The following is a 23,195-nucleotide window of genomic DNA, read 5'->3' as shown; positions in this document are numbered from 1 at the left end:
GCGGGATCTGCAAATGGAAAAACGACAGTTTAAACCAGGAAATATGCTCTATCCGGTTCCGGCGGTCCTTGTGACAGCGGCCGACCGGGAAGGAAATTCGAATATTTTTACGGTGGCATGGGCGGGAACCATCTGCACAAACCCGCCGATGCTGTCGATCAGCGTTCGGCCGGAACGCCACTCTTACCATATGATCAGAGAGACCGGGGAGTTCGTGGTCAATCTGACGACGGAGTCCATGGCGTGGGCGACCGATTACTGCGGCGTGCGCTCCGGGCGCGATACAGATAAGTGGAAAGACACGGGACTGACGCCGGAGAAGGCAAATGTTGTCAATGTGCCGGTGATCAAAGAAAGCCCGGTAAACATTGAGTGCCGTGTTGTGAAAGTCGAGGAGCTCGGAAGCCATCACATGTTTATCGCTGATGTCGTGGCGGTGGATGTGGACGAAGAGTACATGGATGAGAAAGATACGTTCCATCTCTCTATGGCAAAGCCGCTTGCCTATTCCCATGGAAGATATTACGGGATGGGCGAGGAGCTGGGAAGCTTCGGCTACAGCGTGAGAAAGGCGGAGAAAAAGAAGATTCTGATCGGAAAGACCGCAGGAAAACAGGCTGGAGGAAAAGCGCCGGAAACCGGAAAGAAGACTGCGGAAAAAGAACTGCAGCCGCGCAGGAAAGCCGGAAATAAGGCCGGAGGAAAGACACCGGAAACCGGAAAAAAGACCTCGTCCGAAAGGAAAAACATCGGAAATCCAGGACGGAAGGCCGGATCAGGAGCCGGAAAACCGCGCAGACAGTAAAGATCCGGTGATCGGATCATGATGCGTGAACCGGAAAAATGACAGGATATGTGACAGCAGAAAGGACTTTAGTGATGAAGAAGAAAAATATTCTGATGATCGGAATGCCGGCATCCGGAAAGAGCACCATCGGCGTACTGCTTGCAAAGCGCCTTGGCTATTCCTTCGTGGATGTGGATCTTGTGATCCAGGAAAAGACCGGAAAACTTTTGAAGGAGATCATCGCGGAAGAAGGGGATGACGGTTTCCTTCGCGTTGAGGAGCAGGCGAACCTTGATCTGGATGTCGAAAAGTCTGTCATCGCGCCGGGCGGCAGTGTGATCTATGAGGCGAAAGCCATGGAGCACTATAAAGAGACCGCAACGATCGTGTATCTGAAATTAAATTACGAAGATCTGGAATCACGTCTCGGAAATCTTGTGGATCGCGGGGTTGTCTTAAAAGACGGAATGACACTCAGGGATCTCTACAATGAGCGCCTTCCGTACTATGAGAAATATGCGGATATCACGCTTGATGAGACCGGAAAAGAGTTCGGTGAGCTTGTAGACGAGCTGAGAGTCTATTTTGAAGGTCTGGAAAAATAAAAGGCGGATTTTTATGCACAGGCGGGGTCTGTATGATCCAATAGAAAAAGAGCCTGTATTGAGATTTGGCGAATAAATGGAGAAGCTCCGGTAAAAAGGCAGAAAGTGTTGATGCCTTTCTTTACCGGAGCTTTTACTTACGCGAACAACGAGCCAAAGTCCGCGCTTGCGCGAGACCTTGGCGACTGTCGCGATGTTTTGGCTCATTCGCACAGAAATCATGCAGAGCAGTCATAAAAACAGAAGAGCATGGAGACTGCGCTCAGAGTCCGAGACACTCGACACTTCTCTCCAAAATCCCTTTCATATATGCGATCGCGATTCCGTAATTTGTCATCGGGATCTCCTGGTCGGCGGCATTCCTTAAGCGGCTTCGCATTTCCCGTTCATTTAACATACAGCCGCCGCAGTGGATAATGAGCTTATAATCGGAGACATCTTCCGGAAATTCGGTGCCGGAGGTGAAATGAAATTCCGGCTGTTTTCCGGTGTATTCCCGGATCCAGTTTGGAAGTTTTTCGGTTCCGATGTCCCCGCACTGGCGATGGTGGGTGCAGCCCTCAGAGATCAGGATCTTATCACCATCCTGGATCGTATTCAGAGCCCGCGCGCCGTGGACGGCCTGGGTGAGATTTCCTTTATATCTCGCAAACAGGATCGAAAAAGAGGTCAGGCGGATCTCTTTCGGAGTCATGCGGTCCACGAGAGGAAAGACCTGGCTGTCCGTGATGACGAGAGACGGCTTTTTCTTTAAGGAATCAAGCGCTGCAGCAAGTTCCGACTCCCGACAGACGATCGGCATGGCGCAGGAGTCAAGGAGATCCCGGATCACCTGCTGCTGCGGCAGGATCAGGCGGCCTTTCGGGGCAGCTTTGTCGATCGGGACGACCAGGATAACAACGTCCAACGGATGTACGAGATCGGCGACAAGGCGTTTCCCGCTTCCATCCGGGGCAACGAGGCGTGCCATGCGCTCCTTTAAGTCGTGGATGCCAAAACCGGTTTTCGCACTGACATAGACCATATTGCTGTGACCGGATCCTGAAACTGCCGGATCTGATGCCGGAGAGTCCCCGGTCGCAATTCCGGTGGGAACGCCAGCCTGTGAAGCATTCCGGCTGGTTTTCCTGTCTGACGGGGCGGGATCCGGGAGCAGATCTGCCTTATTGTATACAACAAGATATGGAATCTCTTTTTTCTCAAACAACCGGATCATCTCAGTTTCCCAGCTGCCGGTTCCGGTCGTTGCATCCACGACCAGGATCGCGAGATCGGTCTTGTTCAGTACCTGGCGGCTTTTTCCGACACGTTTGATCCCAAGCTCCCCCTCATCATCGATTCCGGGCGTATCAATGATCACGACCGGCCCTAACGGAAGAAGTTCCATGGACTTTGAGACCGGGTCGGTGGTCGTTCCCCGGACTTCAGAGACGATGGAGAGGTCCTGACCGGTCACTGCGTTTACAAGACTTGACTTTCCGGCGTTTCTTCTGCCAAAGAATCCGATGTGGATCCTCTCGCCGGACGGCGTCTCATTCATTCCCATATATACACCTTCTGAATCTGTTGTCACAAACAAATCCATCCCTTTCTTTTTTCTGGATTATCCTATGTGATCCCCGCGGTCCACAACGACATGATATCCGACGCTTTCCATCCGCCGTTTCATGCAGTTCACACATTCTGCTGCCTCATCGCCAGTGCAGATCTTATTGTCATAGAGAAGATATTTTGCACGGACCTGTACCGGGGAAAGATTCGGCATGACAACGTTTCCGCCAGCAAGGATCCCGAGCTCGCGCCCGAACGGATGGATCGTGCCGAGCGCCGTCGTTGCGGGAAGCAGGACATTCGGATCCTGAAGACGGAGAAGTCCCATCATAAACAGGGTGAGTTCCATGGTCCCTGCAGTCTGGTCTCCAAACGGCGTGTCATGCTGCGGGATAAACGGCCCGATCCCAACCATTTCCGGTTTGAGATCGCGGATAAAGATCATGTCCCCGGCGAGACATTCCGATGTCTGGTATGGGGAGCCGACCATAAAACCGCAGCCGGTCTGGTAGCCGATCTCTTTTAATGTTCTCAGACAGTTCATACGGTGCTCAAAGGACATTTCCGTCGGATGAAGTTTCTGATAGTGTTCTGCGTTTGCCGTTTCATGGCGGAGCAGATACCGGTCTGCACCAGCGTCAAAGAATCGTTTGTAGCTCTCGTATTCCATCTCACCCAGGGAAAGCGTGATCGCACAGTCCGGGAATTCCCTCCGGATCATGGAGACGAGCTCCGTGATCTTATCTTCGGTCATGAATGGATCTTCTCCGCCCTGAAGGACGAAAGTGCGAAATCCCAGCGCGTAGCCGCTTTGGCAGCAGGATAAAATATCCTCGGTGGAAAGCCGGTAGCGGTTTGCGTTCTTATTTCCGGCCCGGATCCCGCAGTAAAGACAGTTGTTTTTACAGTAATTGCTGTACTCGATGAGTCCGCGGACATAGACGGCCGTGCCGTACACGCGCTCCCGGATGGCCCGCGCCTTTGGAAAGAGGTAGGCCGCAAGTTCTGGGGAACGGCCGTCGATGAGACGGACCCATTCGTCTTTCGTGAGCGCTTCGCCTGCTTCCAGACGGTCGATCAGCGCTTTTAATTCATTGAGACAGACCGGATCAGTCACGCCGTTCCGGACCGGCTCTTTCCACCAGCATTTCGGGTTTAACTTGTTTTCCAGCAATGCGGTGTTCATAAAATCAGTATCCATGAGGTCCTCCTGTGGGAAATATGACCGGAAGAAATGACAGAGAAAAGAAATAAGCCCGTACAAGTGTATGATACAGACCGAGTGTTAAATATGAAAGACTCCATGCAGTTCAAGAAGCTGCAGCGAGGGGATCAGACTTTCTTTTGCAGGGCATATATGTATGCCGGATAACAATTTCTTCCCTGTCAGAACATTCTTAAGGTCAGTAATAGCGAATTCGACTCTTTCCCGAAAGAATAGGAAACTTCTCGCAGGTCAGAGAACATAGAACTATCGTAACATATCAGAAAATAAAAATCAATTCCAGCCGAGCGAACAGGAAAAGATGTGGGAGTGATACTTTTTAAGGACAGAAATTTCCTGAATAAAAATCCCCGCCGCAAGAGAGAGGAAGTGCGGCGGGGCTGGTGCTGGTCCGGAGCAGGATTGGAGACCCGGATCCAGTATTACAAAATAAAGGGAAAATCATAACGATCAAGCAGGCGTGAACAGATATTAAATATCTTTGCCGATACTCTTCATATATTCCACGAAATCATCCCCGAATTTCAGCTTCATGCAGTCGAGTGTGAGCTTCACGCAGCGCTCATCCCCGAGTCTCGCATTGTTGAACGTCAGGTCGTAGTTGACCGGGTTAGTCCAGTAGTTGCCGCCGGTGTAATACTTGTAGTAATCCGCGCGGTACTTGTCTGTCTTCGTGATCAGGTGATGCGCCTCCTCGACCGTGATATCATCCATCCGTTCCATGACGCGCCGCAGTGTGTAGCTTCTCGGCGCCTCCACGTAGATGCTGACGACATTGTCATAATCCTTCAGGATATAATCGGCACATTTTCCGACGATGACGCAGGACTCGGAGGCGGCAAGTTTTTCGATGATGATCTTCTGATAGTCGAAAAGCCGGTCATCGGAAGTAAACTTTGAGAGCTCTCCGGTCGGTGCATGATGTTTCGGCAGTGCCTGAAGCTGTTTGGTGATCAGACTGCCGTTTAAAGTCTCGTCAGCTTCCCGGAAAAAGTGTTCCGGATAGCCGCTGTACTGGGACGCAAGTGTCAGGATCCGTTTATCATAGCTGTGGACGCCCAGCTCGTCAGCAAGCATAGCGGCGATGTTACGCCCGCCGGATCCAAATCCCCTGGCAACCGTGATAACAAAGTTTTTCATACAAGATCTCCCGTCCTTTCTGAATGGTGCATTAGTGAGACACATTATTTTGTGAATTTCAGAGTGATCGTTCCATCATCATTATATACAACAGCATCCTGATCCATCGTGATCGCGTCGATGGCAGCCAGATACTCTTCTTTTGACTTGAAGTACGGTTTTGCTTCCGCGATTACTTTCTTTCCGAGAGCAGCATCATCGGAGAGCAGCTTTGCAGCAGTCAGAACAAGGCATTCTGCCGGGTAGAGGCAGCCGAGCTTCTTATCCTGCACATAGTAATCCTTTCCATGACCGGTTCCGACAGACCCACCTGCGTGCGGGTGAACGACCGGCATGATCGCGGACACATCGCCCATATCGGTGCTGCCGGTTCCCCAGCCGCCCTCAACGACGCTGTCAGGGCCTGCAACGGTCTCCATCGCCTCTTTCATGACAGCGGCCATATTTTTATCGTTGTTTAACGGGAAATAGCCCGGATGGTCATCCAGCTCCACGTTGCAGCCGATCGCGGCAGCGGAAGCGGCAAGTGCCTGGTTGACCTTGATATTGTATTTGCGGATCGCGTCGAAGGAAGCGCCGCGCACATAGGACTCCACTTTTGCAGTCTCCGGGATCGCGTTGACGGCGAGACCGGCTTCCGTGATGATCGGATGGAAGCGGATGTGGTCATTGTCGGTAAAGGTCTCGCGGAGTGCATTGACGGCGTTTAAAGCGCAGGTTGCCGCATAGAGTGCATTCCGGCCATTTTCCGGAGATCCGCCCGCATGTGCGGAAACACCTTTGAATGTAATGTTCTTTGTGACGCAGCCATTGCAGCCGTCGCTGATAGAGAGCGCTTTTCCTTCCGCAAGCTTTCCGGAGTGGATCATCATCGCCATGTCCACACCGTCGAAATATCCGCGGTGAATGAACTCGACCTTGCCGCCGAAATATTTGATGATGCCCTGTTTCCTTAAACCTTCACGGAATCCGAGCTCGATCAGCTCCTCCGCCGGAACGGAGATAAAGCGGATCGATCCGCAGAGACCGTCGAGAGCGCCCGGCTCCTTCAAGGCAGCGGCTGTTCCGAGAAGAACCGCACACTGGGCATGATGGCCGCAGGCATGGACATAATGGGTTTCCGGATCGCAGCACGGGTGGTTTGCGACGATCAGGGAGTCGAGCTCTCCGAGGATCGCGATCTTCGGACCCGGCTTTCCGGTGTCGAGATCTGCGTAGAATCCCGGGATATTTCCGGCCTTTGTCAGGGTGTATCCGAGCTCTTCAAAGTGTTTTTCCATGTAAGCGGAAGTGTTCCACTCGCGGAATCCCGTCTCCGGGTGTGCCCAGATATAGTCTGCAGTGTCATAGATCAGTTTTTCATATTTTTCGACCATTGCGATCAGTTTTTTAGAATCGATCATCTTACATTACTCCTTTATGAAAGTATTCAGCCGTAAAGCTGTCCGCAGAAAACCCGCAGCAGGCAGGTTATTCGTATAAGAAACATGCCACCATATGTCCGTCTCCGGTGTCGACGAGTTTCGGGATCTCCTTTTTGCAGCGCTCCGTGCAGTGCGGGCAGCGGCCTGCGAGCGGGCAGCCGACCTGATCCCCGATCGGGCTCGGGATATCGCCGGTGAGCGGCAGGCGCTCTTTTTTCTCAAACGGGCTTTCTGGCGGGATCGCGGAGAGCAGAGCCTGCGTGTACGGGTGCTTCGGATCTGCGTAGATGCCTTCGGAGGTGTAGAACTCCATGACGCGCCCGAGGTACATAATCATAATCCGGTCACTGATATATTTGATGATGCCGAGGTCATGGGAGATGAACACATAGGTCAGGTTGAACTGCTTCTGCAGACGGCGGAAGAGGTTGATGACCTGCGCCTGGATCGAAACGTCCAGGGCGGATACCGGCTCGTCACAGACGATGATCTTTGGCTCCATCGAGAGGGCGCGCGCGATGTTCACACGCTGCCTCTGGCCGCCGGAGAACTCGTGCGGGTAGCGTTCCATGTGCTGGATGTCGAGTCCGACCTCCTGAAGATACTCTAACGCTTTCTGGCGGCGTTCCCTTGCAGTGTCACCGATGTGGTGGACCTTCATCGCCTCCTCGATCGAGTAGGAAGCCGTTTTTCTGGGATCCAGGGAGGAATACGGATCCTGGAAGATCATCTGGATATCCCTGCGGGCCGCTTCCCGGTCGTAGACAGGCATGTTCCAGAGATCCTTTCCGTTATAGGTGATCGTTCCGCCGGACGGCTTGTGGAGCTTTACAAGGCAGCGGCCCAGTGTGGACTTTCCGCATCCGGACTCACCGATGATTCCTAATGTTTCCCCTTCATAGATATCAAAAGACACATCGCTCAACGCGTGGAGAAGTTTATTCTTTTCCCCTAACTTTTTTCCGCGGATCACAAAATCCTTACTGAGATGATCGACGCTCATGATTACATTTTTCTGCATGTCTCATTCACTTCCCCTCGTGTTAATCTGTGCTCTCCGTCCTGTCTGTGGCATGCCACGAAATGTCCGGGAGCGACCTCCTTCAGCGGCGGTACCTGATTTTTACAGATCTCCGTGGCATAAGGACAGCGGTTATAAAAGTTGCAGCAGTAACCGGTAAGACGGAGATCCGGCGGTGTTCCGGGGATCGTCTTCAAATCCTCTTTCGCGGAGCTGCTGAGTTTCGGCATGGAGTCCAAAAGACCCCAGGTGTACGGGTGAAGCGGCTCTTGATAGAGAGTCTTTGTGTCCGCATATTCTACGGTATTTCCTGCATACATGACCATGACGGTGTCGCACATCTCCCAGACAACGCCGAGGTTGTGGGTGATGAGCAGGATCGCGGTATTGAGCTTCTTCTGGAGGTCCTTTAAGAGCTCAAGAACCTGTGCCTGTACGGTCACATCCAGAGCGGTCGTCGGCTCGTCGGCGATGATGAGCTTCGGATGTCCGCAGACGGCCATCGCGATGATGACACGCTGGCACATGCCGCCGGAGAGCTCATGCGGATACGCGTCCATTCGTTTCTCAGCCTCCGGGATGCCGACAAGCTTTAATGCCTCAACGGCTTTGTTCCAGGCGTCCTTTTTGCTGATCTTTTCGTGTTCTCGGATCATCTCGACCATCTGGTGGCCGATCTTGAATACCGGATCTAAGGAGGTCATCGGGTTCTGGAAGATCATGCAGCACTCATCGCCGCGGAACTTTTCCATCTGTGACTCGGAAAGATTCCGGATGTCCACACCGTCAAAGATTATGGAGCCGTCCACGATCTTTCCTGTTTTTGCCGGCATGAGCCGCATGACGGAGGCACTGGTGACGCTTTTTCCGGAACCGGATTCGCCGACGATCCCCATGGTCGTTCCTTCTTTCAGTGTAAAGCTGACGCCATCGACCGCTTTGGAAACGCCGCTCGCCTGGTAGAAATATGTTTTTAATCCATTTACTTTTAAGATTGCATCGTTTTCACTCATAGCCTGCACCTCCTACTGTTTCATTTTCGGATCCATGACATCGCGGATCCCGTCGCCCAACAGGTTGAAACCGATGACGGTCACAAGAATGAAGGCGCCTGCAGTTCCGGCTACATGGGGAGCTGTTGTCAGACAGTCACGGCCGACACGGAGAATGCTGCCCCAGGATGCGGTCGGAAGCGCGATGCCGAGTCCGAGGAAGCTTAAGGAAGCTTCGGAAATGATAGCACTTGCGATACGGAGTGTTGCGTACACGATGATTTGGGATACGCAGTTCGGTAAAATATGTAAGAATAAGAGTCTCACCGGGGAGACGCCGACAACGCGGCAGGCGTTGCAGTATTCCTCTTCCTTTACGATCAGGACCTGACCTCTCGTGACACGGGCAAATCCCGGAACACTCGCGATACCGATGGCCAGAATGACGTTCATGACGCCGTTTCCGAGAACGGTGATCAGGATCATGGCTAACAGGATAAATGGGAAAGAGAACATGCCGTCCATGACTCTCATGAGAACGGAATCGATCCATCCACCGAAATATCCGGCAGTGAGTCCGATGAGCACGCCGATGATGGCACCGACGATCGTGGCACCGACTGCGACGATCATGGATACGCGGGAGCCGTAGATGATACGGGATAAGATGTCACGCCCGAGATCGTCCGTTCCGAAGAGATGTCCCGGCGTTCCGATCCCCTTAAACGGCAGAACAGGATTGATCGCATTCGGGTCATACGGCGCGATGAGAGGAGCAAACACGGCGAGGATGACCATGAAGGCAACGATGAAGAAGCCCACGAGAGCGGTCTTGTTTCTGGCTAATTTATGCCATGCATTGTTGGCATTTCGTTCTTTTAAGAGCATTGCGATGTTGGCGTCTTTTCCAAGAGCATCGCCGGATGTGGAAGAAGCTGCGGCAGCAGCAGGTTTTTTCTTGAAGAATGTCATGGCATATCACCCCTTTTCCAGTTTTACTTTCGGATTCAGGATCGCGTAAGCGATATCGACTAACATGTTGCAGAAGACGAACATGATCGCGGAGAAGAGAACGGTTCCCTGGATCAGGGAATAATCGCGGTTGTTGATCGCGGTGTTGATCATGGTTCCCATGCCCGGCCAGGAGAAGATTCCCTCTGTGATGATCGCACCGGTAAAGGTTCCGGCGATCTGAAGTCCGAGAACGGTGATCAGCGGCGGGAGTGCGTTCTTTAATCCGTGGATCAGGATGACTTTCATTTTCCGGATGCCGCGGGCTCTGAGACATCGGATGTAGTCACTGCTCATGATGTCGATCATGCTGGAACGCATGGTTCTCGCGAAAGTCGCCATCGGGATCGTCGCGAGACAGAAGCCCGGCAGGATCATGTGGCTCACCACATCCCCGATGCCTTTGGAGATGTCGCCCATGCCCATGACAGGCAGGAGATTCATTTTAACGGAAAACTGGAGGACCAGCATAAGAGCCAGCCAGAAGATTGGCATGGACACTCCGACGAGCGTGATGACCATGACAATGTAATCGAAGATCGTATTCTGCTTTAAAGCAGCGATGATGCCGACGCTGGTTCCGATGATGAAAGCGAAGAAAAGTGCTGTCAGCGTCAGAGTCAGTGTATTCGGGATCCTGGAAGTGATGAGCGGAAGAACGTCCTGGCGGTAACTGTAGGAGTAACCGAAATCACCGTGGACGAGTCCGTTTAAATAGAGTGCGTACTGTTCCGGGAGCGGTTTATCGAGGTTCATCTCGGCTCTCATGGCTTCGATGTCCTCCGCATTTGCCTCAATGCCCAGGATCGCCACAGCCGGATCGCCGGGCAGCATTCTTGTCAGGCAGAAGGTCAGTGTAACGACGACCAGAAGTGTGGGGATCGTCTGCAATAATCGTTTGATGATGATCTTTCCCATAAAAATCCAATCCTTTCATGACTGTCCGGATCCATCACCGGGACTGTGAATGGGGGAACAGTCGGTTTTTTGCGAACATTTCTACAGAAAAAGGGAAACAAATCAGATTTGCTTCCCCTTTCTGCAGATTTTGTAATAGTTTTATTCTTCGATCCAGATATTGTTGAACGGTGTTGCGACTAACATCTGGTTATCAGCACGGAGAACCGCGTTATGTACTTTCGGGGATACTGCCCAGTTCCGGCACTCGTATGCGTAGTAGATACCGGTGTATTCGTTCATAACTTTCTCAATTGCTTCCTTGTAGTATTTGGCACGCTCAGCAGTGTCAGTGGAGCCAAAGCCTTTGTTGAGGAGGTCATCCATCTCCGGATCATTGTAGCCGCCTGCGTTGGAGGAAGCGTGGATGGTCTGGGAACTGAAGAACTTTCCAAGGAAACCGTAAGGATCCGGGTTGCTGTTCCAGCTTACGCCGTAGCTGTTTACGGTATCAGCCTGCCAGGAATCGACAACGGTTGCGGACCAGTCGGCCATCGTGGAGGACTTGATATCAAGTGTGACTCCGATCTGGCTCCAGTAGTACTGTAACATCTGCGCCATCTTCTCACGGTATGTAGTGGATCCGATGTAAAGGCTCATGGTGAAGCCATCCGGATAACCGGCCTCCGCGAGGAGTTTCTTTGCACCTTCCGGATCGTAGGAAGGTACGAGGTCATTGTAGGCAGTGTCATATGCGAAGGAGTATACCGGTAACGGCTGGTAAGCTCTTGTGCCCTCACCGTACTGATAAATGCCGGCTACCATGGAATCGATGTCGACTGCCATTGTGAGAGCTTTTCTGACATCTGCATTTGCAGTCGGACCATTCTGCATATTAAAGCGGACGTAGGTGACAGCGGAGCTTGCGGTCTGGAGTAAGAGACCTGCATCCTGGGCACGCTTGATCGCTTCGCCCTGGAGATACATCGCGATATCGACCTCACCGGTCTGTACTGCGTTGATCGCCTGATTGGAGTCGGAGATGATGCGGAATTCAATTCCATCGACGTTCGGCTCGGTCCCCCAGTAATTGTCATTCTTCTTTAAAACAACCTTTTCATCGGTTACCATCTCTTCGAGGGTGAATGGACCGGTACCAACGATATGGGAACCAAACTCATCTCCCCAGCCTTCGACTTCCTCTTTCGGAAGAATGACGTTTCCGATCTCAGCTAACTGGTTGATGAACGGTCCTGCAACGGACTTCATATGGATCACGACCTGAGTCGGACTTGTCACTTCGCAGTAATCGAAGAAGTCACGGCAGATACGGTCTGTGGTACTTTCATTTTTGCTTCGTTCGAGAGAGTACTTGACGTCCTCTGCAGTCATCTTTCTTCCGTCCTGGAACTTTCCTTTCTGGAAATAGACATCGTCTCTTAAGTTGATGGTGTAGGTGAGACCATCATCGCTGGCGGTGTAATCCGTCGCAAGACATGGAAGAAGTTCTTTGTAATCCTGATCCCAGATAAATAAAGTCTCCATGACGTTGTACATGATGTGGTTTTCATACATCGTGGAGTAGGATTTCGGATCGAGAGTCAGCGGGGAAGATGGCATGGACACTACCAGTGTTCCGCCCTTTACGGCTTCTCCGTCGGAAGAACCAACTGCGATACCGGAAGCAAGTGTCTGATCTGTGGATTTGGCATCCGGAGACACTGCGTTGGATGAGGCAGCAGCCGTCTCAGCGGTGGAACCGGCTGTTGTCTGGGAGGTCGTCTGGGAACCGCTGCATCCTGCCAGGGAAGATGCTGCCATAACGGCTGCGGCTGCAAGTGCGATCAATCGTCTTTTCTTCATAAGAATCTCTCCTCTCTCTTTTTTTACGAACGATCCGCCGGATCCTGGTACCGGTGAAATAAAACCGGCAGTCGCTTTGGAAGATCCGGGTAAAAAAGAAAGGCGCACTTCTGACAGAAGTTATCGCCTTTGATAAATGGGGGATCGTTAATAAAATTATGTGCTTAAGAATAAAACCAGAACTTAAAAAAGTCAAGTATTTTTTACTTTTACTTTACTTAATTCGGCGAAATGTTCAAAAAATAATAATTTTGTAACTTATGTATGTACATAATTGGAAAAGTCAGAATATTTTTTGGCATATAGTGCGATATGGTTACTTTTTACGGGTAGGGATTGGAGCTCTTTGACCAGCCCGCGAAAAAGATCACACTGATCGGCGGCGGAGCGAGAGAGCGGCGATGGTGCCAGATCCTGAGCAATGTCATGGGACAAAAGATTTTTGTATACAAAGATCCGGACCTTCTTCCGGCGCTGGCGATCGCTTCGGCGGTATTCCTTGCGGAAGGCGTGATCCCGGACTATCAGGCGTTTATCAGCACGCTGGAGAGCCGCGGACACTGCGATACCGTGGAACCGGATCCGGAGATCTCGGCGAGGTATCATGGGATCTACCAGAGATATAAGGGGATCTACCCGCTGGTGCGTGAGTTTTACTCGGAGAAATACTAATCAGAACGCAAAAAATGATCGACAAAGTCGATCTGAAACAATATCAGGTTACAAGAGGAGGAAACATCTATGTCAAAAGGCAGATTTGGCGCACATGGCGGTCAGTATATTCCTGAGACGCTCATGAATGCGGTACTGGAACTCGAAGAGGCGTACAACCATTACAAGAATAACCCGGAATTCCAGAAAGAACTCACAACACTTTTAAATGAATATGCGGGCAGACCGTCAAGACTCTATTATGCGGAGCACATGACAAAGGATCTCGGCGGAGCGAAGATCTACTTAAAGAGAGAAGATTTAAACCACACCGGCGCCCACAAGATCAACAACGTACTCGGCCAGGTCCTTCTCGCAAAGAAGATGGGAAAGACCCGTGTCATCGCAGAGACCGGAGCCGGTCAGCACGGCGTGGCGACAGCGACGGCGGCGGCGCTCTTTGGCATGGAATGCGAGATCTATATGGGCGAGGAGGACACAAAACGTCAGGCATTAAATGTTTACAAAATGCGCCTTCTCGGAGCAAAGGTGCATGCGGTGACAACCGGAACAGGAACCCTCAAAGATGCTGTTTCGGAGGCAATGAGAGAGTGGACGAACCGGATCGAGGACACCCACTATGTTCTCGGCTCCTGTATGGGACCACATCCGTTCCCGACTATCGTCCGTGACTTCCAGGCGGTTATCTCCAAGGAAATTAAGGAGCAGATGTTAGAGAAAGAGGGACGTCTTCCGGATGCAGTTCTTGCCTGTGTCGGCGGCGGATCCAATGCCATCGGCGCATTCTACAACTTTATTGAAGATAAAGACGTTCAGCTCATCGGGTGCGAGGCAGCAGGACGCGGTGTGAACACGGCAGAGACAGCGGCGATCATCGCCACAGGACGTCTCGGAATCTTCCACGGCATGAAATCTTACTTCTGCCAGGATGAGTACGGCCAGATCGCCCCGGTATATTCCATCTCTGCAGGCCTTGATTACCCGAGAATCGGACCGGAACATGCGAACCTTTACGATACCGGACGGGCCCAGTATGTGGCGATCACTGACGACGAGGCAGTCGATGCGTTTGAGTATCTCTCCAGAATCGAGGAAATCATCCCGGCGATCGAGAGCGCCCATGCCATCGCATACGCAATGAAGCTCGCACCGACGATGGGAAAGGATAAGATTATTGTCGTCAATGTTTCAGGAAGAGGAGACAAGGACTGTGCGGCAATCGCAAGATACAGAGGGGAAGATATTCATGAGTAAGATCACAAACGCCTTTAAAGGCGGAAATGGAAAGGTATTTATCCCGTTTATCACCTGCGGAGACCCGTCTTTGGAGGTCACAGAGCAGCTCGTATATGCAATGGAGGAGGCAGGAGCGAACCTCATCGAGCTTGGGATCCCGTTCTCCGATCCGACGGCAGAAGGTCCGGTCATCCAGGCGGCAAATATCCGCGCCCTGTCCGGCGGCGTGACCACCGACAAAATTTTTGCAATGGTTGAAAAAATTCGGAAAAATACACAAATTCCAATGGTATTCATGACATACGCGAACGTTGTGTTCTCCTACGGAACAGAGCGCTTTATTAAGAAGGCGTCTGAGCTCGGCATGGACGGAATCATCTTACCGGATGTTCCGTATGAGGAGAAAGAGGAGTTCGATGTTGTGTGCAAGAAGTATAACATGGACATGATCTCCCTCATTGCCCCGACCTCCCATGAGAGAATCAGCATGATCGCGAAAGAGGCATCCGGCTTTGTATACTGCGTATCTTCGCTCGGCGTCACCGGAACGAGAAGCGAGATCACAACCGACATCGGCGCGATGGTCGACCTCGTGAAGAAAGCGAAGGACATTCCGTGTGCCGTCGGCTTCGGGATCTCCACCCCGGAGCAGGCGAAAAAGATGGCCGGTCTCTCCGATGGTGCGATCGTTGGATCGGCGATCGTGAAATTCTGCGAAAAGTATGGAAAAGATGCGGTTCCGTATGTGAAGGAATACGTGAAGTCGATGTGTGATGCGGTGCATGGGATCTAAGAATCGTCCAGGAAACGCTCCGCGAGGATGCACAGTGATATAAGCCAGCTTCGCTGACCAGAATCACGCGCCAAGTCTCACGGCCGTTCGACTTAAATGCAGAAGAATGTTGTCGAAATGGTAATTGGGAACATGCACTTTTGCGAGGTAAAGTGTTTGCGCTATACCGTACTTTGTGCTAAAATTAAATAACGAACTGTCAATTCTGCGGTGCAGGGACTCCCTTGCACCGCAGTTACTTGTGCAAAGGAGAAGGATGTATGCCAGTAGGAATTATCATCAACGCCTTGTCCGTCGCCATCGGTGGTGTGATCGGGGCTTTATTTGGGCATAAGCTGCCCGCAAGAGTCAATTCAGAACTCACAAAGATCTTCGGCGTCTGCTCGATGGGAATGGGGATCAGTTCGATCGGACTGATGCAGAACATGCCGGCGGTCATCTTTGCCGTGATCATGGGAACCGCATTCGGTCTGGCGGTCAATCTCGGCGGGATCATCAACAAAGGCGCCGGATGTATGGAAAAACCGGTCGGAAAGATCTTCCCGAATAAGAACAAAGATATGTCGAGAGAAGAGTATATGACGATGCTTGTGACAATCATCGTGTTATTCTGTGCCAGCGGAACAGGAATCTACGGTTCCCTGGACTCCGGAATGAGCGGAGACCACACGATCCTGATCTCCAAGTCGATCCTGGACTTCTTTACAGCCATGATCTTTGGCGGAACGCTCGGAATGGTGGTTGCGGCCGTTGCGATCCCGCAGTGTGTGATCTTCCTCGCGATCTTCGCAGCTGCAAAATTCATCTTCCCGCTCACAACGCCGGATATGATCGCGGACTTCAAGGCCTGCGGTGGTTTTCTTCTTCTGGCCACAGGTTTCCGCATCGCAAAGATCCACAACTTCCCGGTCGCCGATATGATCCCCGCGATGGTGCTCGTCATGCCGGTGAGCTGGTTCTGGGGGAATGTGGTGGTGCCGATGCTGTAAATAAAAAAGCTTTTTCAGTATATGTTTTAGAGGAATAAAACTGATGCTGAAAAAGCTTTTTTGTTTGCGTGGAAGTTCAAATAGAACTTCCTATGTATGAGAAAATGATATAAAAAAATGGGAGGACTCAATCGACCGGAAGAAATTCTGCTGGGAGTATGATTCTTTGAATCGGCATATCAGGATGGGAAAGGCGTTCCAGAAGCTGCTTTCCTGTCGCGCGCCCCATTTCGGCAACTGGCTGCTTGATCAGGCTCATATGCTGAAGACCATACTGTGCCTGCTCACTGTCTTTATAACCGATCAGATCAATATCATGGTGGGGGCGGATTCCACGCTGATTTAAGATCATCATAGTCTCAATCGCCATAATGTTGTTGGAAACAACCAGAGCAGTACAGCCAAGCGCCAGAAGCGCATCCAGATTCTCAACTACCAGTGAAGTCATAGATGTTCCGGTACGGATCAGGGCTTCAGAAAAGATTCCATGTTTTTCCATCGTATCGCGATAGGCATCGAGACGTTCTTTTGTTGTGGAAATGCGGGGAATCCCGGTGATGAATCCGATTTTAGAATGTCCTTTCTTTATAAGGTATTCCACTCCATCGGACATGGCCTGATAGTTTGCGGAGATCACGGAATCATAGGGAGCGCCTAAAGGGGAGCGGTCAACTAAGACAACAGGAATACTGGGAGGAACGATTCCTGAAATATCAGAGTAGTTTTCAACCGTAGAGGCCAGAACAAAACCATCGACAATACCGCTGGATAAAATTCTCAGGTTGTCGATCTCGCGCTCTTTCGTTTCCTTTGTATTAATAACGAGAAGCTTGAAGCCTTCTTTGGAGATAACGTTTTCAACTTCCTCGATCATTGTCGCAAAGAAGGGATTTGAAATATCCGGTACAATAAATGCAATTAAATTTCTCTTTCCCGTCTTAAAACTTCGTGCAGTCGCATCAGGACTGTAGTGAAGTTCTTCGATACTTTTCAGAACGAGCCGTTTCGTTTCTTCTTTTACATAACGAGTATTATTGATGACATGGCTGACGGTGGCAGTAGATACGCCGGCAAGGGCAGCGACATCACGAATACTAACTTTTGACATATGCATTTATTCCCCCTTCGCAACACTGTAAAACGTTTAACATAAGTATATCACCCCAAAATATTGATGTCAATTAAATAAAACAAGACAAATTAACCATAACGTAAAACTGAGGAATATGTAAAAAGTACACAAAAAAGCGAAAAAGCATTTGTAAATTAGTAATAATTGACAATACATATATGGCGGGGGTATAATGAAACCACAGAACAAGTTAAACGTTTACGCAAACGTTTGACAGAACGAGTAATGGTCCATCTGGGACTAGATAACAAAAAAGGAGAGGACGATATGAAGAAGAGTGCGAAACGAATTTTTGCAGGCGCTATGGCAGCGGCAATGATGCTTTCGTTGACAGCATGCGGCGGAGGCAGTTCAACGGAAACAACGGCGGCGGCAACAACGGCAGCAGCTGGAACTGAGACAGCAGCACCGGCAGGTGATCAGGAGAAGGTTGTTAAAATTGCATATACTTCAGACCCGGGTTCCCTTGGAACATTCGATGAGGGATCTTCCAGCGGACGTTGGACAGTTCTGGCGTATACATATGAGAACCTGATCTATATGGGTGGTGATGGTGAGTACTACGGAATACTTGCGAAAAACTGGGCAAAGAACGAAGCGGAATCTACTCCGACAAACGTGGTATGGGATATCGAACTTTACGATTATATTAAAGATACAGCGGGAAACAATATTACCGCAGACGATGTAGTATTCAGCTTTAACGAGTGTCTTGAAAATGGTAAAGGAAACCAGCATACAGCATTGACCGGTTCCCTTGTATCAATTGAAAAGACCGGCGATTATACAGTAAAACTTGTGTGCAATAGTGAGGCAGCAGGAGAAGTTGAGAATATGCTGACTCAGGTTATGATCGTTTCAGAGAAAGCATACAAGGACAGCGGAGACTGCATGAGAACCATGCCGGTTGCAACCGGTCCATACAAGGTTGAGTCCTGGGTAACAGGTTCTTCCCTCACTCTTGTAAAGAATGAAGACTATTGGCAGAAGGAAGATCTTCGTGTTGAGTGTCAGGAGCAGAATGTCGATAAGATTGAATATTATTTCGTTACAGAGTCTTCTCAGATCGCAATCGGACTTGAGACCGGTATTTATGATGTTGCGACCTCTCTGAACTATTCAAATGCAAGCCGCTTTATGGAGGGCGGAGAGAGTGCTGCGAACTTTAATGTAGAAGAAGCCCGCGATAACTATATTCAGCAGATGTGGATCAACCGTTCTACAGAAAGTCCGTTAAACGATCTTAAAATTGCGCAGGCTGTTCTTTACGCGATTGACCAGCAGGGACTGATCAATGTGGTTATGGAAGGCCATGGTGAGCCGGTTTACTGCTATGGCAGTGATTTAAACATTGGATTCCAGGAAAAATGGAAAACAGAGGATTATTATAACTATAATCCGGAAAAAGCAAAAGAACTCTTAAAGGAAGCCGGAGTTGCTGATGGAAGTCTGAAACTTACAATTCTTTGCGATACAGATGAGGTTCGTGTAAAGACTGCACAGATCATTCAGGCATACTTAAAAGAAGTTGGAATTGACAGTGAGGTTACATCCTTTGAACAGGCTCTCTGGAATACATACCAGACAGACCCGGCTAAGTTCGATCTTAATATTTCCTATAACGGGGCAACCGGTTATATTACCCGTATCTGGAACCAGTTAAACAGCACACGTTACGCAGAGCATAACATGGCAATGGTAAGAGATGACAAACTGGACAATCTTCTGATGACAGCAGCCGTTTCTCAGGACGCTGCGGACATTGATGCCGCAAAGCAGTACATGGTCGAGGAAGCTTACCATTATGGTCTCTTCCATAAAGACAACTACTATATTACAAATAAGAATAAGATTACAGGTGCAAAATACAGCATCCGTTCCAACTTCCTTCCGGGCGCATCTACTTACGTTTGGAACTAAGCTTATGGAATAAAAATCAATGAAAATTGCAATGCAGTTTTTATAGTTACATGACAACAAGCATCGGCGTGCAGGAACCATATATTTGGATTCGGCACGCCGATTCCTAAAAACAGAGGTATTTGGGAGGAAGAAGAATGATCAGATTTATTGGCAAACGAATTCTGCAGATGATACCTGTAGTACTGCTCGTTGCGACATTGATCTTCGGTATTCTGTACCTGGTTCCCGGTGATCCGGCGCAGATCATGCTGGGGAGTACAGCGTCGGAATATGAACTTGCGGAGATGAGAGAACAGCTTGGCTTAAACAGACCATTTATCGTGCAGCTTGGAGAATTTTTATCGGATGTATTTCTTCATTTTGATTTGGGTGAATCTTATCTGACAGGTGCTCCGGTTGCGGGAGAAATTATGCAGAGACTTCCGAGAACATTGATTCTGGGAATTGCCTCAATGGTATTAGCGTTTGGTATCGGAATCCCGCTTGGCGTAACGGCAGCGGTTCACCAGAATGGCTGGGGAGACAGAATCAGCATGATCATTGCACTTCTCGGCGTTTCGATTCCGACATTCTGGCTTGCAATGCTGTTTGTACTCTTATTTTCATTAAAACTTGGCTGGTTCCCGGCAAGCGGAATCGGCGGTTGGGAGTATTATGTACTTCCGACAGTTTCACTTTGTTTCGGTGGTCTTGCCACTCAGGCACGACAGGCGAGATCAAGTATGCTTGAGGTCATCCGTGCGGATTATGTTGTCACAGCGCGTTCAAAGGGACTGACCCAGCGAGAAGTTATCTTAAAACATGCACTTCCGAATGCATTGAACCCGATCATTACACTGGCAGGAACAAACCTCGCGGTTATTTTTGGTGGTTCCATTGTTATCGAAAACGTATTCTCATTTCCGGGAATCGGCCAGTATATGATTACAGCGATCAATCAGCGTGACTATCCGATCGTTCGTGGCTGCGTTGTCATGCTTGCAGTAGTATTCGCGGTAATTATGCTGTTAGTTGATCTCTGTTACGCGTTTAATGATCCGCGAATTAAGGCGCGTTACGAGAATCAGGGCAAAAAGAAGAAACCGAGCAAGGAGGGAAAATGATGGCGAAGGACAATACATATAAAAAAGAAAATGCGTTTCTGGTCCTCGCAAAACGGATGTCCAGAAACAAAAACGCAATGTTTGGTCTGACATTATTTGTGATCCTGGTTCTGGCGATTATCATTGTCCCGATCGTTTCTCCGTATCAGTATGATAAGATGGACGTCATGGCAATCAAGCAGGGACCGTCATCTGCGCACCTGTTTGGCACAGATGATCTCGGAAGAGATATTTTTACCAGAGTCTTTTACGGTGGAAGATATTCCTTAAGTATCAGTATTGCGGCAGTATTATTTTCAACCGCTATCGGTACAGTCGTTGGAGCAATCGCAGGATATTTCGGTGGTGCAGCCGATACGGTCATTATGAGACTTCTGGATGTTATCCAGGCAATTCCGTCGATGCTTTTAACGATCATTATTTCCGCGGCTCTCGGTGTTGGAATTGATAAAACAATTATTGCGATTGCAGTCGGAACGATTCCTGGCAATGTCCGCCTCTTAAGAGGAACGGTTATGCAGACACGTGAAAACCAGTATCTGGAAGCTGCAGAAGCAATCGGCTGCAGTACCGCAAGAAGAATTATGAAGTATGTTATTCCCAACAGCTGGTCTCCGTTGATTGTCTCTGCGACAATGGGCGTTGCAAAAGCGATCCTGGAACTGGCAGCTTTGAGTTACATAGGTCTTGGCGTACAGCCGCCGACTCCTGAATGGGGAGCAATGCTGGCAGGCGCAAGAGGATTCCTTCGTGATTATCCGTACATGCTGATTTTCCCTGGATTATTTATCGCAATTTCAGTTCTCTGCCTGAACATGTTTGGTGATGGACTGCGCGATGCACTTGATCCGAAGTTAAAGGACTAAAGAGGGGGACATGTTATGAGCGAAAAATTTTTAAAAGTGGAGGATCTCGTTGTTGAGTATCGTACAGGTGGAAAAGTTGTACATGCGGTCAACAATGTTTCCTTCGAATTGGAAAGAGGAAAAACATTAGGACTTGTGGGCGAGACCGGCGCAGGAAAGACAACCATTGCGAAAACGATTCTTCGTGTTCTTCCGGATGCTCAGGCGAAGGTCAAGAGCGGAAAAGTCATTCTGGATGGTGCGGATCTTTTATCTCTCAGCGAGGCAGCAATGAGAAAGGTCCGCGGCGGGCAGGTTACGATGGTATTTCAGGATCCGATGACAGCGTTAAACCCGATCATGAAGGTTGGAGAGCAGATTGCGGAAGTAATTCGAAAACATCAGACAAGAGAAGATAAAACCGCAAGAGAGATGGCGGAAGATATGCTGGCAATGGTTGGTATTCCAAGAGAACGTTACGGAGAATACCCACATCAGTTTTCAGGTGGAATGAAGCAGCGAGTTGTTATCGCAATGGCACTGGCCTGCAATCCACATCTTCTTCTGGCTGATGAACCGACGACCGCGTTGGATGTAACGATTCAGGCTCAGGTTCTCGACATGATGGATGACCTGAAGAAGAAATACAATACAGCCATGATCCTGATCACTCATGATCTCGGTGTTGTTGGAAGAATGTGTGACAATGTGGCAGTGATCTATGCCGGTGAAGTTTTGGAATATGGTTCAAAAGAGGAGATATTCCTTCACCCGCAGCATCCATACACCATCGGTCTTTTCGGAGCCATTCCGGATCTTTCTGTAGATACGCGGAGACTTGCCAATATTGAAGGACTCCCACCGGATCCGACAGATCTTCCGACAGGATGCTGTTTTAATCCGAGATGTCCGCATGCGACGGATAAATGCAGAACGATAAAATTCCCGCTGACAGAAGTAAGACCGGGGCATTTCTGCAGCTGCCCATATTGTGAAGCAGCAGAAAAGGAGGATTAGTATGGCACTTGTAGAGGTAAAAAACTTAAAAAAATATTTCTATGGTCCCAAAGGTGCTGTTCATGCGGTAGACGACGTAACGATGAATATTGATGCCGGAGAGACAATGGGTGTTGTAGGAGAATCCGGCTGTGGAAAGTCAACTCTTGGAAGAACGATCATCCATCTTCAGAAGAGTACGGGGGGATCTGTTCATTTTAATGGAAAAGATATTACAAATCCGACACCGCAGGAACTGAAAAAATTGAGAAGTGATGTTCAGATCATTTTCCAAGATCCGTATTCATCCCTGAATCCTCGAATGACAGTCGAGGATACGATTAAGGAACCGCTCTTAATTAGTGGAAAATGCGACAAGCAGAATGTAGATGCAGAGACAGAACGTCTGATGGATATGGTGGGTATTGCGAGACGAATCAAGATGAGCTACCCACACGAACTGGATGGCGGAAGAAGACAGAGAGTAGGAATTGCGAGAGCGCTGGCTCTGGATCCAAAGTTCATCGTATGTGATGAGCCGGTATCTGCACTGGATGTTTCCATTCAGGCACAAATTTTGAATCTTTTGATGGATCTGCAGGAAGAACATGGACTTGCGTATATGTTTATTACGCATAATATGTCTGTAGTACGCCATATTTCACATAATATTTCTGTTATGTATCTGGGGCAGCTGGTAGAGACAAGTCCGACGAAAGAATTGTTTGCGGAGCCGCTTCACCCGTATACAAAAGCTCTTTTGTCCGCAATTCCGACAACAGATATTCTGCATCCAAAGGAAAGAATCGTATTAAAGGGAGAGATCACATCACCGATCGATCCGCCGCCGGGATGCCGGTTTGCAGATCGCTGCGTTTATGCGACAGAAAACTGCAGAAAGCCACAGAAACTTGAGGAGATCAAACCAGGACATTTTGTATCCTGCTGCAGAGTACGTGAGATCAATTCTCTTTAGGAGTTGTGAGTTGA

Annotated in this window: 21 protein-coding genes; 11 read left to right on the top strand and 10 right to left on the bottom strand. The window is 49.6% G+C overall.

The window, feature by feature from the left end:
- The first annotated feature begins 13 nt into the window (after window positions 1–13).
- Together FN001_RS02430 and FN001_RS02425 are read left to right on the top strand one after the other, a co-directional pair.
- Entirely contained in the window at window positions 14–805 is a 792-nt protein-coding gene (locus FN001_RS02430) for a flavin reductase family protein (RefSeq protein WP_142410673.1), read from the top strand.
- A gap of 74 nt (window positions 806–879) precedes the next feature.
- Window positions 880–1,392 carry a shikimate kinase gene (locus tag FN001_RS02425; protein ID WP_142410672.1) on the top strand — a complete coding sequence of 171 codons (513 nt, stop codon included), beginning with the start codon at window positions 880–882 and terminating at the stop codon, window positions 1,390–1,392.
- Window positions 1,393–1,654: 262 nt separating this feature from the next.
- Here the strand turns inward: FN001_RS02425 and hydF are convergent, their stop codons facing one another.
- The 9 genes from hydF to FN001_RS02380 form a co-directional block, all read right to left on the bottom strand.
- Entirely contained in the window at window positions 1,655–2,938 is a 1,284-nt protein-coding gene (gene hydF / locus FN001_RS02420) for a [FeFe] hydrogenase H-cluster maturation GTPase HydF (protein ID WP_142410671.1), read from the bottom strand.
- Window positions 2,939–2,995: 57 nt separating this feature from the next.
- Window positions 2,996–4,144: a [FeFe] hydrogenase H-cluster radical SAM maturase HydE gene (hydE, locus tag FN001_RS02415; RefSeq protein WP_243121919.1), complete on the bottom strand. Its 1,149-nt coding sequence runs from the start codon at window positions 4,142–4,144 to the stop codon at window positions 2,996–2,998.
- Between the two features lie 495 nt (window positions 4,145–4,639).
- Window positions 4,640–5,308 carry a cytidylate kinase-like family protein gene (locus tag FN001_RS02410; RefSeq protein WP_118297570.1) on the bottom strand — a complete coding sequence of 223 codons (669 nt, stop codon included), beginning with the start codon at window positions 5,306–5,308 and terminating at the stop codon, window positions 4,640–4,642.
- A gap of 44 nt (window positions 5,309–5,352) precedes the next feature.
- Entirely contained in the window at window positions 5,353–6,711 is a 1,359-nt protein-coding gene (locus FN001_RS02405) for an amidohydrolase (protein ID WP_142410670.1), read from the bottom strand.
- A 67-nt stretch (window positions 6,712–6,778) separates the two neighbouring features.
- Entirely contained in the window at window positions 6,779–7,753 is a 975-nt protein-coding gene (locus FN001_RS02400; RefSeq protein ID WP_118297569.1) for an ABC transporter ATP-binding protein, read from the bottom strand.
- A complete protein-coding gene (locus tag FN001_RS02395) occupies window positions 7,738–8,766 on the bottom strand; it encodes an ABC transporter ATP-binding protein (protein WP_142410669.1) in 1,029 nt (342 codons plus the stop codon). The genes FN001_RS02400 and FN001_RS02395 overlap by 16 nt, the downstream gene beginning before the upstream one ends.
- Window positions 8,767–8,778: 12 nt before the next feature.
- Complete coding sequence (locus FN001_RS02390) at window positions 8,779–9,717, bottom strand: ABC transporter permease (RefSeq protein WP_243121918.1); 939 nt, start codon at window positions 9,715–9,717, stop codon at window positions 8,779–8,781.
- 6 nt (window positions 9,718–9,723) lie between these two features.
- On the bottom strand, window positions 9,724–10,674 hold the full coding sequence (locus FN001_RS02385) for an ABC transporter permease (protein ID WP_118297567.1): 951 nt from the start codon (window positions 10,672–10,674) through the stop codon (window positions 9,724–9,726).
- Between the two features lie 141 nt (window positions 10,675–10,815).
- Window positions 10,816–12,516 (bottom strand): ABC transporter substrate-binding protein, encoded by a 1,701-nt coding sequence (locus FN001_RS02380; protein WP_142410668.1) that lies wholly within the window; start codon window positions 12,514–12,516, stop codon window positions 10,816–10,818.
- A gap of 336 nt (window positions 12,517–12,852) precedes the next feature.
- Between FN001_RS02380 and FN001_RS02375 the strand changes: the two genes are divergently transcribed.
- The 4 genes from FN001_RS02375 to FN001_RS02360 all read left to right on the top strand — a co-directional run bounded on the left by FN001_RS02375 (window position 12,853) and on the right by FN001_RS02360 (window position 16,206).
- Complete coding sequence (locus tag FN001_RS02375; RefSeq protein ID WP_185911816.1) at window positions 12,853–13,188, top strand: acetate and sugar kinases/Hsc70/actin family protein; 336 nt, start codon at window positions 12,853–12,855, stop codon at window positions 13,186–13,188.
- 69 nt (window positions 13,189–13,257) lie between these two features.
- A complete protein-coding gene (gene trpB / locus FN001_RS02370; protein ID WP_142410667.1) occupies window positions 13,258–14,442 on the top strand; it encodes a tryptophan synthase subunit beta in 1,185 nt (394 codons plus the stop codon).
- A complete protein-coding gene (gene trpA, locus FN001_RS02365) occupies window positions 14,435–15,217 on the top strand; it encodes a tryptophan synthase subunit alpha (RefSeq protein ID WP_142410666.1) in 783 nt (260 codons plus the stop codon). The genes trpB and trpA overlap by 8 nt, the downstream gene beginning before the upstream one ends.
- Before the next feature lie 260 nt (window positions 15,218–15,477).
- The gene (locus FN001_RS02360) at window positions 15,478–16,206 is read left to right on the top strand and encodes a DUF554 domain-containing protein (RefSeq protein ID WP_142410665.1); all 729 of its coding nucleotides are present in this window, start codon (window positions 15,478–15,480) and stop codon (window positions 16,204–16,206) included.
- A gap of 127 nt (window positions 16,207–16,333) precedes the next feature.
- Here FN001_RS02360 and FN001_RS02355 read toward each other — a convergent pair whose 3' ends face one another.
- Window positions 16,334–17,314: a LacI family DNA-binding transcriptional regulator gene (locus tag FN001_RS02355; RefSeq protein WP_185911815.1), complete on the bottom strand. Its 981-nt coding sequence runs from the start codon at window positions 17,312–17,314 to the stop codon at window positions 16,334–16,336.
- Between the two features lie 291 nt (window positions 17,315–17,605).
- Between FN001_RS02355 and FN001_RS02350 the strand changes: the two genes are divergently transcribed.
- The 5 genes from FN001_RS02350 (at window position 17,606) to FN001_RS02330 (ending at window position 23,181) form a co-directional block, all read left to right on the top strand.
- Complete coding sequence (locus FN001_RS02350; RefSeq protein WP_185911814.1) at window positions 17,606–19,258, top strand: ABC transporter substrate-binding protein; 1,653 nt, start codon at window positions 17,606–17,608, stop codon at window positions 19,256–19,258.
- A 137-nt stretch (window positions 19,259–19,395) separates the two neighbouring features.
- Complete coding sequence (locus FN001_RS02345; RefSeq protein WP_117515180.1) at window positions 19,396–20,364, top strand: ABC transporter permease; 969 nt, start codon at window positions 19,396–19,398, stop codon at window positions 20,362–20,364.
- Complete coding sequence (locus FN001_RS02340) at window positions 20,364–21,230, top strand: ABC transporter permease (RefSeq protein WP_117515182.1); 867 nt, start codon at window positions 20,364–20,366, stop codon at window positions 21,228–21,230. The genes FN001_RS02345 and FN001_RS02340 overlap by 1 nt, the downstream gene beginning before the upstream one ends.
- A gap of 15 nt (window positions 21,231–21,245) precedes the next feature.
- Entirely contained in the window at window positions 21,246–22,226 is a 981-nt protein-coding gene (locus FN001_RS02335; protein WP_117515185.1) for an ABC transporter ATP-binding protein, read from the top strand.
- A gap of 1 nt (window position 22,227) precedes the next feature.
- Window positions 22,228–23,181, top strand: a complete 954-nt coding sequence (locus tag FN001_RS02330) for an ABC transporter ATP-binding protein (protein ID WP_117551933.1) — start codon at window positions 22,228–22,230, stop codon at window positions 23,179–23,181.
- The last annotated feature ends 14 nt before the right edge of the window (window positions 23,182–23,195 follow it).

The organism is Clostridium sp. Marseille-P7770 (assembly GCF_902143525.1).
Taxonomy (GTDB): Bacteria; Bacillota; Clostridia; order Lachnospirales; family Lachnospiraceae; genus Pilosibacter.
Note: the sequence above shows the minus strand (reverse complement) of the source record. Positions and strands in the feature narration are given on the sequence as shown.

Coding starts and splice junctions, on each gene's coding strand:
- hydF (WP_142410671.1), bottom strand. CDS start 2,938: ATGGGAATGAATGAGACGCCGTCCGGCGAGAGGATCCACATCGGATTC.
- FN001_RS02380 (WP_142410668.1), bottom strand. CDS start 12,516: ATGAAGAAAAGACGATTGATCGCACTTGCAGCCGCAGCCGTTATGGCA.
- FN001_RS02395 (WP_142410669.1), bottom strand. CDS start 8,766: ATGAGTGAAAACGATGCAATCTTAAAAGTAAATGGATTAAAAACATAT.
- FN001_RS02405 (WP_142410670.1), bottom strand. CDS start 6,711: ATGATCGATTCTAAAAAACTGATCGCAATGGTCGAAAAATATGAAAAA.
- FN001_RS02425 (WP_142410672.1), top strand. CDS start 880: ATGAAGAAGAAAAATATTCTGATGATCGGAATGCCGGCATCCGGAAAG.
- hydE (WP_243121919.1), bottom strand. CDS start 4,144: ATGGATACTGATTTTATGAACACCGCATTGCTGGAAAACAAGTTAAAC.
- trpB (WP_142410667.1), top strand. CDS start 13,258: ATGTCAAAAGGCAGATTTGGCGCACATGGCGGTCAGTATATTCCTGAG.
- FN001_RS02360 (WP_142410665.1), top strand. CDS start 15,478: ATGCCAGTAGGAATTATCATCAACGCCTTGTCCGTCGCCATCGGTGGT.
- FN001_RS02400 (WP_118297569.1), bottom strand. CDS start 7,753: ATGCAGAAAAATGTAATCATGAGCGTCGATCATCTCAGTAAGGATTTT.
- FN001_RS02350 (WP_185911814.1), top strand. CDS start 17,606: ATGAAGAAGAGTGCGAAACGAATTTTTGCAGGCGCTATGGCAGCGGCA.
- FN001_RS02340 (WP_117515182.1), top strand. CDS start 20,364: ATGGCGAAGGACAATACATATAAAAAAGAAAATGCGTTTCTGGTCCTC.
- FN001_RS02410 (WP_118297570.1), bottom strand. CDS start 5,308: ATGAAAAACTTTGTTATCACGGTTGCCAGGGGATTTGGATCCGGCGGG.
- trpA (WP_142410666.1), top strand. CDS start 14,435: ATGAGTAAGATCACAAACGCCTTTAAAGGCGGAAATGGAAAGGTATTT.
- FN001_RS02430 (WP_142410673.1), top strand. CDS start 14: ATGGAAAAACGACAGTTTAAACCAGGAAATATGCTCTATCCGGTTCCG.
- FN001_RS02390 (WP_243121918.1), bottom strand. CDS start 9,717: ATGACATTCTTCAAGAAAAAACCTGCTGCTGCCGCAGCTTCTTCCACA.
- FN001_RS02330 (WP_117551933.1), top strand. CDS start 22,228: ATGGCACTTGTAGAGGTAAAAAACTTAAAAAAATATTTCTATGGTCCC.
- FN001_RS02335 (WP_117515185.1), top strand. CDS start 21,246: ATGAGCGAAAAATTTTTAAAAGTGGAGGATCTCGTTGTTGAGTATCGT.
- FN001_RS02355 (WP_185911815.1), bottom strand. CDS start 17,314: ATGTCAAAAGTTAGTATTCGTGATGTCGCTGCCCTTGCCGGCGTATCT.
- FN001_RS02345 (WP_117515180.1), top strand. CDS start 19,396: ATGATCAGATTTATTGGCAAACGAATTCTGCAGATGATACCTGTAGTA.
- FN001_RS02385 (WP_118297567.1), bottom strand. CDS start 10,674: ATGGGAAAGATCATCATCAAACGATTATTGCAGACGATCCCCACACTT.